The organism is bacterium (genome assembly GCA_023230585.1).
Taxonomy (GTDB): domain Bacteria; phylum Ratteibacteria; class UBA8468; order B48-G9; family JAFGKM01; genus JALNXB01.
In genome coordinates this window covers 50,368-62,399 of sequence record JALNXB010000001.1, presented here as the reverse complement: position 1 = coordinate 62,399, position 12,032 = coordinate 50,368, and the positions used below count along the sequence as shown (strand labels likewise).

The 12,032-nt window shown below is 37.8% G+C and carries 7 protein-coding genes; all 7 read right to left on the bottom strand.

Going from position 1 to position 12,032, the window contains the following annotated elements; translation table 11 throughout:
* Complete coding sequence (locus M0P98_00270) at positions 1 to 1,731, bottom strand: 4Fe-4S binding protein (GenBank protein MCK9265316.1); 1,731 nt, start codon at positions 1,729 to 1,731, stop codon at positions 1 to 3.
* Positions 1,728 to 2,096 carry a (2Fe-2S) ferredoxin domain-containing protein gene (locus tag M0P98_00265; protein ID MCK9265315.1) on the bottom strand — a complete coding sequence of 123 codons (369 nt, stop codon included), beginning with the start codon at positions 2,094 to 2,096 and terminating at the stop codon, positions 1,728 to 1,730. The genes M0P98_00270 and M0P98_00265 overlap by 4 nt, the downstream gene beginning before the upstream one ends.
* The gene (locus M0P98_00260) at positions 2,074 to 2,562 is read right to left on the bottom strand and encodes an NAD(P)H-dependent oxidoreductase subunit E (protein MCK9265314.1); all 489 of its coding nucleotides are present in this window, start codon (positions 2,560 to 2,562) and stop codon (positions 2,074 to 2,076) included. Before M0P98_00260 ends, M0P98_00265 begins: the two co-directional genes overlap by 23 nt.
* Positions 2,563 to 3,278: 716 nt before the next feature.
* Complete coding sequence (locus tag M0P98_00255) at positions 3,279 to 4,451, bottom strand: HEAT repeat domain-containing protein (GenBank protein ID MCK9265313.1); 1,173 nt, start codon at positions 4,449 to 4,451, stop codon at positions 3,279 to 3,281.
* A 90-nt stretch (positions 4,452 to 4,541) separates the two neighbouring features.
* Entirely contained in the window at positions 4,542 to 5,507 is a 966-nt protein-coding gene (locus tag M0P98_00250; GenBank protein ID MCK9265312.1) for a hypothetical protein, read from the bottom strand.
* 1,005 nt (positions 5,508 to 6,512) lie between these two features.
* Positions 6,513 to 7,787, bottom strand: coding sequence for a dihydroorotase (locus M0P98_00245; protein ID MCK9265311.1), 1,275 nt, complete (start codon positions 7,785 to 7,787; stop codon positions 6,513 to 6,515).
* 97 nt (positions 7,788 to 7,884) lie between these two features.
* Complete coding sequence (locus M0P98_00240; protein MCK9265310.1) at positions 7,885 to 11,892, bottom strand: LamG domain-containing protein; 4,008 nt, start codon at positions 11,890 to 11,892, stop codon at positions 7,885 to 7,887.
* Positions 11,893 to 12,032: the final 140 nt, after the last annotated feature.

The following is a 12,032-nucleotide window of genomic DNA, read 5'->3' as shown; positions in this document are numbered from 1 at the left end:
TTACCCCCTAAAAATAGCGTCAAATTTACATACTTCAAAACAGTTGCCACACTTTATGCATAGCTCTGGGTTTATCACATATCCATCTTTATTGTTACCTGATATAGCAGATACTGGACAATTTCTAAAACATAGACCGCATTTTCTACATTTATTCTGTATAATAGAGTATTCAAGAAGGTCTTTACATTTACCTGCCCGACACTTCTTATCTTTTATATGCTCCATATACTCTTCTTCAAAGTATCTCAAAGTTGAAAGAACAGGATTTGGCGCTGTCTGCCCAAGACCACATAAAGACGTCTTTTTTACTGCAACAGCAATGTTTTTCAATTTCGAAATATCTTCTTCAGTTGCAATACCTTTTGATATACTATCAAGATATTCAAACATCTGTGTTGTCCCTATTCTACAGGGAGCACATCTACCACAAGATTCATCAACACAAAAGTTCATATAAAATTTAGCCAAATCAACCATACAGTCGTTCTCATCTATAACTATCATTCCACCGGAACCCATTATAGAACCGAGTTTTTGTAAATTTTCATAATCTACTGGGGTATCAAGATATTCCTTAGAAATAACTCCACCAGAAGGACCGCCTGTCTGGACAGCTTTGATGTTATTATCATTAAGTACCCCACCACCTATATCGTAAATAATTTCTCTAAGTGTTATACCCATAGGTACTTCAACCAACCCTGAGTTTTTAATTTTACCAGTCAACGCAAACACTTTTGTTCCTTTAGATTCTGCGCTCCCTATCTGCGAAAACCATTTACCGCCTTTAGAAAAGATAACAGGTATATTAGCAAGAGTTTCCACATTATTTATTACAGTTGGTTTGCCCCACAACCCTTTAACTGAAGGGTATGGCGGACGAGGCGAAGGGGAACCTCTTTTGCCTTCAACAGAAGCAATAAGAGCAGTCTCTTCTCCACACACAAACGCTCCAGCGCCAAGCCTTATCTCAACAGAAAACGAAAAACCGCTACCTAAAATATCTTCTCCAAGAAGACCGTATTTCGTAGCATCATCAATAGCTTTCTGCACCCTCTGTATTGCAAGCGGATACTCTGCTCTTATATAAAAGAAACCTTTGTTAGCGCCAGCAAGAAACCCAGCAATCAGCATACCTTCCAAAACAGAATGAGGGTCACCCTCAAGCACGCTTCTATCCATATAAGCTCCTGGGTCTCCTTCATCTCCGTTACAAATAACATATTTTTCATCTGAGGTTTCTTTCCTTGTGAAACTCCATTTCATCCAAACAGGAAACCCTCCTCCACCTCTTCCTCTAAGACCGCTCAGTTTAAGTTCTGCCAATGATTCTTCTGGTGTATAATCAAAAAGCACTTTCTTTAACCCTTGATATCCACCCTGCTCAAAATAACTCTCGATATCCTCGGGATTAATAATCCCGCAATTTCTTAACACAATCTTAAATTGTTTATCTTTAACTGAATAGAGTTTGTCTTCAATCGGTTCACCTGCTTTAACACTCTTATCAATAATCATCCCAATATCATCAACTGAAAGGTTGGTATAAACAAAATCATAAGGTAAAATTTTAACAGCAACACCCTTATAATAGATTCCCATATCAGCCATTCTTACAACCTTCCATTCTTCAGATAATTGTCTTTTATGTAGTTCTTCGACAATTGCGTTCTGAAAAAGGGTTTCCTGCCCTTTGCCATCCGTATCTTTAAGCAAAATAACTTTCATATTTTATCTCCGTTCTCTTCAAATATATCGTATATATGGTCGTTTAAAAGTTCTTTATTAATTATATGTCTATCTATTATAGAAACAGCAAAATTCTTATCTACATTCCCGTACACCACAACAGGAAAATTCTCTATTGAAACCTCTACCATAGGTTCAGCGTAACACTTACCGCCACATCCACATTTTTGAACATCTATATCAAGATTTCTTTGTCTAACTGTGTTTTTTAGAACTTCAAAAACCTCTTGAGCGCCAGCAGCAACACCACAAGTGCTCATACCTACCTTAATTACATTCTTTTTTCTTGCTTTTGTTTCCTTTTTTTCGTACTCGCTCAACTTATCTTTTGTGAGTTTTGACATTATTGAGTTCTCCTTTTTTAGCGTATTTTGAAAGGATATTGACAACATTATCTCTTGTCATATGTCCATAAACTTTATCATCTATGGTTATTACAGGAGCCAGACCACAGCAACCAAGACACCTTACTACCTGAAGGTAAAACAATCCATCGTGGGTAGTGTGCCCTTCTTCAATATTTAGTATACTTTGTATCTCTTCAAGTATTTTGCCAGCCCCTTTCAAGTAGCAGGCAGTCCCCAGGCACACAGAAATAATATGTTTACCTGGCGCTTCAAGCCTGAAAAAATTGTAAAATGTTATAACCTCATATATCCTGGCAAGAGAAATTTGCAATTTTTGGGATAAAATAAAAGCAACACTTCTTGGCACATAACCAAACTCATTCTGTATCTCGTGAAGTATCATAATTAGATTACCAGGTTTATCTTGCCACTTTTCCACAAACAGAGCTACCTCTGATATAATCTGTCTATGTTTTTCACCTGCTTGTTCGGCAAGATGTTTTATATTAGATGCAAGCACCTCGTCAATCTCTTTTCTTAAAACAATTGTTTTAAGCGGTACTTTGTCGATAAACATTTCAATACCTTCAGGTAGTTGCTCAACCCCATCATCAGGAAAAATAATAATAGCTGGAATACCGTTAATACCAGCATACTGTAAAATTGATTTAAGAGTATCACCTCTTTTTCTACCTTTCAACATCTCTAAACCTAAAATAATGATATCAGGAGCTATCTTTTTTACTGCTTCAAAACCTTCTTTATAGGTTTCAATTGTAAAAATTGAATAGTTATATTCACCCAACAAAAGTTGCGCTTTTGCTATAAACTCTCTGTCATTATCTATAATCAATATCTTATGTTTCATCTTTTACCTCTTTAGGTTACTTAGGTTGCTTGATGCAGGAGAGCATCATAGTTTGTGATTTATTTCACAAAGCGGAATAAAAAAAATGGAACGATTTCCATTATTATACCATTTCTTTGGCTATTGTCAATACTTCAAATTGAGATATCAATAATTTCTGATTAAGAGTGGTTAATTATTGAATGGTACACAAAGCAAACTGGATGGACTTGCAACCTAATTTGGAACGTAGCAATTCTCTCGGGGGTACTCGGAACAAGCCCTCCTCGTAACAACAAGCGTCGCTTTCCCGAAGGTCGGACCTTCGTATTTCATTCCTTTGGAAACTTAAAAGTATCTTTGTTTTCTTCCCACCAGTTCTTCCACTTGTTTACATAATCATCAACCATCTTTTTTGAAACAACAGGCGGCAATCTTCTAAAGTTCTGTTTGGTAACTCCTTCCAACATTATTCTTGCATTGCCTGCTTGTATGGGATTTCTCAGCAATTCTATCAAAATAGGAATTCCTGCTTTCTCTTTTTGCTCAACCAATATCATGCCTGATTCTAACCTTACTTTCCCATCCTTGTGTTTAGCTAACTCCTTTAAAAACGGGATAGCTGTATTTCTGTGTTCAGGGAGTAATGCCTTTGCAGTACTAATCTTGATATTCGCATCTTTATGTTTAAGACCGTACTGTACCAATATTTCTATTGCTTCCGTTGTTCCTATATGCGCAAGTGCATATAACGTTGTAGTATCATTCGGGTCTTTCTTAAAATGTTCTCTAAGAACTGGAACTGCTTCTTCTGCTTTCAATTCCCCCAATAATCTTATTGCTCTTTGTCTGTCAGGTTCTTTATCAGAAGAAGCCACTTTCAATAAGGCAGAAACTGCTTCTTGCCCAAATTTTTTAACAATTTCTCGTTGAGCCAATGTATATATTCCGAAGGAAGTAGTATCTCCTAAAAATTCTAAGAAGTCCTCTAATCTTTCGGGAGTTTTTCCTGTCATAACTGTGAAATAGTTGTAGTTTCTATTCATCTTCCCGAGGGAAAGATAGGCTTCAAATTTTACCCAATCGTCTGGGTCCTTTAACAATTTTTCTAAAACAGAAACTGCTCTTTCATCTCCAAATAATCCCAAATGGCATGCAACAGTCCTTCTTATTTCTACTATTGAATCATCAGCCATAGTAAGCAAAACTTTAAATGCTTCTTCAAAAAGGTTTTTCTCCTCTGATGTTAGAAACTCAAAATCCTTGAAGCTGATTTCCCCTAATCTAAATCCTATCGGGCTTCTCCTTTGAAAAATTACACTTACTGCAATAATAGAATTTCTCCTAACGGCACTATTTTTATTTTTCAATCCTTCTACTAAATGAGGCAGAACAAGTGTCCCAAGTTTTCTTATTTCACCTAAGGATTGGCCTGCTTTTTCTTCATCCTGAAATTCGTTTATTAATCGTAAAATTTCCTCTTTATTATTAGTTTTTATATCCAATACTTCAGGAGAAGATTCTTGCAACAAAGGAATAAAAACAATTAATGAAAAACAGAACAAGATTTTAAGCTTCATTGTTTTCATAATTCATCAATCCCAGGGACGATAGCCACCAACGAAAGAACCGTCATAGGCATCTATCCATACTTCAAATGCTGCACTTGCTTTTGTCTTTTTATTAAGATACAAAAGACGAACTATCCAGCACAATCTGGTATCAGGATTAAACTCTTGTGATTTCTTATACCAGTCCATATCAAAATAATGCTGGTGGAAAGCATCCCTCTGGAGGTTCACTATTTCAAGGTAAGGCGGTTTTTCTTCCTTTGAAGTAAGACCTATAAGAGATGCCGTTTTCTCTTTTAGTTCTTTCAGCGTTTCTCTGCTGTATCCGTATTTCCTTTTCAATTCCCTATCACTTAGTTGTTGTAACTCTTTTTTCTTATTAAAGGAATCAAGAAAACTCACCCAGTTTTTGATTTCTTTTCCTGTTATTTCAATCGCTTTCTGCTTTGCTTGTTCTACCGTTATCTTTACTTCTACTGTTGAAGGGGAATTGCTTCTGTAAAATTTATTATATGTTTCAAACTTCCCGTCCATAGCGAATAATCCAAGACTAATGGTTTCATCGCGAAACTTATAGCCTTTATAGAAACGCGGGTATTCAAATAGAATGTAGTGTGAAGGTCGTACGAATCCGCTTTTTGAGCGCGGCCAGGTATTTTCAAGCAGACCTCCCACATCAGGCAATTGTTCTCCGGTTATCAACTTGAAGTATTTCGCAGCAATTGCCTGACAATCTTCCCTGGTAAGTGTAAACGGCACTGTTTTGCCTTGACTTGATTCTGCTGCCCGCATGTTACCTAATGAAGTGTTTATAATCTTCATTAATTCACCTGTTGCACTATCAAAGATTAATTCAACAGTACCACAAATATCTATAATCCTTCTCTTTGACCAACTTTCTTGATATTTAAATATTTTCACTGGCTTACGCTCAATACCGCCTAATTCTGGTCCGAGTATTTCCATCCATTTGTTATATTCCTGTATCATTTCTTGTTCTGTCTTGGCATTTCCGCGCGAGCATAAACAAAACAACGATATTACAACGATACACCAACATTTTAAGATTTTTTTCATTTCCCCTCGTAACATTATTGTTGTATTATCATCCCTAAAAAATTATACTTGGAATACTATTATTTGTCATCGCAAGAGGTTTATCCTATACATTATTATTTATTCCCATTCCTTTTTCGCCTTCGGCGAGATTGCCACGCTAATAACCGCTCGCAATGACAAGCATAAAGCAAAAGACCCCCCTCACCCTTGATCCCTCTCCCCCAAGAGGAGAGGCAATTAGAGAGAAATTTCTCTCCCGCCCAATTTTGTCGCCTGAATTTAATTCAGGATCTCTAACCTAACCCACGCTGGTAATAGGCATAACGTAAAAAACGAGATTCCGGATCAAGTTCGGAATGACATACAAGGGGAAACCTCATCCCATTAACTTCTTTAGCCTCCCTCAGAAAAACTGTCGGTATAAACCCCTCACCCTTGCCTTTGTTTTTCTTTTCGCTAATGGAAATGGAAACTCGGTATCCTTTGCAGAGTGAGCTTTCCGAAGGTCCGACCTTCGTATTCAGCGAAGATTTCGGTAAAGGATGTAAAGTATCCATAAAGGGCACCCAAAATAAATTAATGCCCAAATTGTATTGATAAAGAAAGGAACTTGGGGTTTTGGAGTACGGTCAATTACTTGATTAATTATTATTACTGCAATTATCAATATAACTGCTATCATCAATTCTATAATGTCTCTTTTTCTCCTAATTTTCATTTTTCGGACCTCTTTTAACTCGTTCTGTTTATCCGAAAGTATGTATATTGTTGATATGGAATTATTTACAGGAATGTCGTTTTGAACAGAGGTGCTTGATTTTCTACTTACTTTTGTTATACCCCTCTTTGAGGTTGTGTCAACAGGTTATATAACCAGTTTTGTTATATAAAAAAAGGGGAGTTATATGAAAAACTCCCCAGGATATGTATAATATATTACTTTTCTTCAAAAACTACCTTGCCAGCACATATAGTGGTAACTACTTTGCCTTTCAATTGTTTTCCCAAAAAAGGAGTATTAAAACTTTTTGATTGGATATCCTTTTTTGTGTAAACCCACTTCTTTTTAATATCAAAAATAGTTATGTCTGCTCTTTTACCTTCGGCAAGTTCGCCTCTATCTTCCAAACCTAACACTTTTGCAGGGTGATTTGTCCATTTAGATATTATCTGTTTCAACTCAACCCCTTTATCAATCAACTCTAAGGTAAGGGGTAACGCTGTTTCAAAACCTATAATACCAAAAGGAGCATTTTCAAAACCCGACTCTTTTTCTTCTTCAGTATGAGGAGCGTGGTCTGTAACAATGCAATCTATTGTATTATCTTTAACCCCACCTATTAGCGCTTGTAAATCTTTTGATGTTCTTAACGGGGGCGAAATTTTAGCGTTTGCATTATACCCAGCCACAGTTTCTTCTGTTAAAACGAGATGGTGAACGGTAACTTCACAGGTAATATTAGAATGTCTCTTTTTAGTTCTCCTTAATATATCCACAGCTTCTGCTGTTGAAAGATGTGCTATATGTAGCAACCCTTCTGTTAAAACAGCCAAAGCAACATCTCTATTGACCATTATTTCTTCTGCTTGACGAGGAATACCTTTTAGCCCCATTTTTACAGATAGAGCACCTTCGTGCATCACTCCATTTTTGGTTAGGTGTTTATCCTCTGAGTGAGATATAACCCGTTTCTTGTACAGTTTTGAATATTCTAGAGCTCTCCTCATCACAAGGCTATCCATAACACAATCACCGTCATCAGAAAAAGCGCAAGCTCCTTCTAACGCCATTTCTCCATAAGGGGCAAGTTCTTTCCCTTCTCTATTTACAGTGATAGTTCCTATAGGTAGAACATCGCAATACGCCTTTAATGCCCTGTTTTTAATAAAACCTATAGATACCTTGCTATCAAGAGGGGGTGAAGTGTTAGGCATACAACAGATAGTAGTAAACCCGCCTTTAACAGCAGAGAGGCTACCGTTAACTATTGTCTCTTTATCTTCTCTGCCCGGTTCTCTTAAATGGCAATGTATATCTATCAATCCAGGGATAACATATAACCCAGTAGCATCTATAACTTTACAAGAAGCAGAAGTTGGTATGTTTTTGCCCCTCTTTTCTATTTTATTGCCACGTATAAGGATATCTGATACACCTTCCCAGCCACTTTGGGGGTCTACAACGTAACCGTTTTTTATTAAAGTATCCATACTATATATTATAAAACAAATTTGTTATACACGTCAAACTAAGATGAAGGTCTAACCTTCAAAATGTAGGTGATGAACACACGAGAAGGGTTGTTTATTATTTATCGGAACTAGTTATCACTCCCTTCAGAGGTCCTTTAGAAAAAGCAGAAACGCCTTCTAAGTTGCCATCAAAAGAGAATAGAGCCCTTGTATTATCGTCAATTATAGGTATAGTCTGTGATGGCGTAAAATCTTCTTGATACCTAACAATATCTGATATATGTAATGAATCTATTGCACCTTCAAACGGTCCTACCTCAATTACTTTAGATTCATCAGCAAGTTTAAATTTTTTCACACCTGCCACAGGTTGTAGGGGATAGTAAGAAAGTTTTCCGCTTGCAAGCCCAAGTTTTTTACCATTAACAAAAGTATTCAACTCACCTTCCATCTTAGAGGAACCCTCCTTTATATCCCACGTGTAAGCGATATGAGTCCATTGGTTAGCTCTAAGAAAATGGGTTGCTTCAAAACCAGCAACAACATTTTTAGATGTGTTGGAAAATAGCCTACTTGAGAGGAAACTCAGTATACTAACAGCATTAGCTGTCCCAGAATAAGTGTGTAATAGAGATATAAATGGACCTTTGACAAAATTATTATTTATAGTTTGCCCCATTCTCATAGGCATATCGTAGGTACTTCTATCTGCTTTAAACCAGAATTCTACGGTACCTGTTGTACCAGGAAAATATGTGTCCCCTCCATCAACAACCCTATCCCCTCTGTCAAAGAGTAGAATGTTGCCTGCTGAAAGTCTTAGAGCTTGACCGGTTACCCCGGGAACAAACTCTTGAGGTTTGTTAGACACAGTTGGCATATATAGTTTCTTAAAAGATTTACCTGTTCTTTGTGGCAAGATATCAGGAGAACCAAACGATACTATTGGTTCAACATTAAGAAGTTTAGCAAAAACAGGGGTTGACATACCAGTAAACGAGTTTATGTGATACTCAATACTCCATATACCGTGCCTATTATTCACTGGAATAGTAACCTTACCTATAGTATTGTTTGATGCCTCTAAAGCGATTGTCCCATCAGGGGTTTTTATACTAAAAGGTCTTCCTATAAAAACCTCCAGTTCTTTCAACCCTTCGGGAACATAAAAGAAAACAGGCATCCCTTCCCCTGAGCGTCCGTAAGGTTTTGACCCTGTATGCTGCCCAACAGATACAGACCAAAATCCTTCTGGACAGTATAGAGCAGTTTTAGCAGAAGTGGAATCCAGTAAGGTAAAAGTATCTTCATCAGCAAGAGAAAGAAGATAAAACCCGCTTTCAACTGAAGCCGGCACAATAACAGAAACAGAAAGGTTTTTTAGTCCGGTCGGAGGGTATAGTGCTGGACGTTTTTGAAAAAATGGTCCGGATGATTGTTGGGCTTCTTTTTCTACCTTTATATTCTCAATAATCTTACCACTGGTATATAAACGGACCTCCGGCGTTCTATCGGGTTGGCCTGTTTTAACAAATAGATTTAAACGTGTCTCTTCTCCTTTCTTATGGGTAAAAAGAATCTTTCCTTCAGGAGCCTCTATGGGCTTAACTATTAGAGGGGTTGTTTTACCGCTCCAACCGTTGTCGGATATCAGTTTTAATACTGTAGGGATACCTATAAAAGGGTTATGGTATTCGTAATGTCCGAGAAACAAAATAGACCTTGGTCCACCAAATTTAGATGTTACGTACAGGTTAGGCCAATCCAATACATTTTTTGGCTTCTGTTGAATATGCTCTGCTAAGGGATTTTTATTGCCATAATAGAGCATATCCTTCAAAGCCTGTTCTGCAACTGTTCTGTGTCTTTCATCTCCGCTTATCCAATAACCTATTGAACCAGTAAAAGCATCATAGTTTTTGTAAGCAATAGCCCTGTATCTTCTATCAAAACGGTATCTCTGGTCAATAAGTTTGAGAAAACCCTCTTTTGCAACTTCATCTCCTGTTTCAAGATAATATTCAAGAATATTATGGCTTGCTCTCATATCTTTGTATTGAGGACCATAACCGTCTTCAAACAACCGAAGAGCGTTCTGAACTCTAAGGTCAACCGTCTCCTTTACTATTGATTTAGCCGCTCTCATAGCGCCAGGATCCCAATCTAACATCATCAAAGTCACAAGAGTCCTAATACCTGTTGCATGAAATTGTTGAGGAGTACCTCTGGGGCGCCATCCACGTTGTTTAAAAGAATCTCTTATCATATACAATAAATCGCAAGAATATTCATCACCTGTCAAACAGTACTCTAAAAACCAATGACCTATATCTCCAGCGTCAATCACAAAAGGCCATGAATTTCCATGCCCCCAGAATAGGGGTAATTTACCTTGAAGTCCTCGCCCTGCTTGTGTTGGAATAAAAGTACCTTTTTCTTTTCCTGGAGCGTCTGAATGCACCAGGAACCAATCTCCTGTAAACCTGCTAAACTTATGTCCCCAATTATAGTATCTACGTTCACCGCTACGGGCATATAAACGCCAGGGTTCGCGCCTGACCCCGTATTCTCTTAAACTTGATATAACATGAAATATTGACATAGCCCTATCGTTATATGAACCATAATTTCTATCAGGGAAGCATCCCCATGCTATATATCCGTTCATAGGGAAAGCGTAAAGAGGTATAATAAACCTATCCCATAAGTCAGACAGAAGAGCCTCTTCTTCAGGAAACTGTTTTACATCTTTATGGTGCATAGGGAAACCCATTGCCTCTGTTTTACATAGTTGCGCAGTATCTGTTAAGACAAGAGGTGGTTTTGACGCGGCAGAAGCGGTTGCTTTAACAAGACTCTCGTTATAGCCACCTAAACTCGGTAGGAACCACATATCGTGAGTCCGTGCTGCACCTTGGGCATTACTTTTAACAGCGTCAAGATCTTTATCTTTGGGACTCTTCAAAGCTAATTCAGCCCAACTTTGTAGATACTCCTTTACTATAGTTTTTGCTCTAAAATCGAGTTCCCTACCGCACCGTCCTGACCAGAACACCGAACGAGCCCCTTGTGGACCGAAAGCAATTTCCTTAGGAAATCTCTCTGCAAGCCAAGGCATTACAATGGTTATACCATAATTACCATAATCTCCGTATGCCCAGTCGCCAGCAACAGATATGTTTTCAACAGGCGCAAGTTTCCCTTCAGCAAACCTTCCTATCGTCCCTCTACATTCCTTCTCAGCAAAATGAACGTATGTATCCTGTAAAAGATATATCTCGTTACTGTTTGTAGCAACCTTCCTAACAACTTCTTTGCCTTGTTGGTTCAAAGAACAGTATACATCGGTTGGGGTTGAAGAGGTTTTAAATTCAAGCCCATAATCTTTAAACCAGACCTTATTTGTGTTTTCAGTAAAGATAATTGAATGGGTGACCCTTATATACGGGACATTAGCAGAAAAATATATCCATATATCAGCTTTCGCTAATCTTTCACCGCTGGCTGTAACGTACCACCCAGAACGTTTGAGTACCAACCGACCAGGGCCCTCTTTTATAAATTTATTCTCTATATTTGCCGTTGGACCTGCTACCCTTGCTGTTCTACCTTGATTATCAACAAGATACACTCCCGCACCAGAACCATTTAATATAGGAATTTTTGAGCCACCAGATGTAAGCCAAGCCGTTTCAGGAAGAAGTTTATCTGCATCAAACTGATAAACCGCTGCCCCTGTATCTACATTAAAACTACCGTTATCCTGCCTAACTACTTTCAAAGGGTTAGGGTAAGCACCTCTTGTAATGCCCTGTCCATATTCAACACTATATTTACCTTGAGGGGATGCTGTAAATCCTGCCAACGCCCAGCGGATACTCCCGTCCTGCCATTGTGCAGCAATATCAATCTGGGAAGGAACTTCTTTACCTTGACTCATTATACGTATAGCAGAAGGGTCGTTAACTTCTCCCTTAGCAAAAGGAACACTTGCTATCAATGGCCAAGGATTGTTTAGTTCAGTCAATGTATTTATCTTTAATTCAAACTCTCCTGCTTTGGCTAAGAAAGAAAAGCAAATATATATAATTGAGATTAATCTATACAAAAATATTCTGTTCACTGTACCATCTCCCTAAATTGATAATGCGAATCCCGAAAATATGTAATATGTTGGCTTACACATTTTGTAGATACTATAAACCTAACCTAAAAAAACAGTAGCGATGTTCCAACAGACCATCTCCATTGAGGAAATCTGAT

Excerpts from the sequence above, each read along its gene's own strand:
- M0P98_00250 (MCK9265312.1), bottom strand. The coding sequence starts at position 5,507 with ATGATACAGGAATATAACAAATGGATGGAAATACTCGGACCAGAATTA.
- M0P98_00270 (MCK9265316.1), bottom strand. The coding sequence starts at position 1,731 with ATGAAAGTTATTTTGCTTAAAGATACGGATGGCAAAGGGCAGGAAACC.
- M0P98_00265 (MCK9265315.1), bottom strand. The coding sequence starts at position 2,096 with ATGTCAAAACTCACAAAAGATAAGTTGAGCGAGTACGAAAAAAAGGAA.
- M0P98_00245 (MCK9265311.1), bottom strand. The coding sequence starts at position 7,787 with ATGGATACTTTAATAAAAAACGGTTACGTTGTAGACCCCCAAAGTGGC.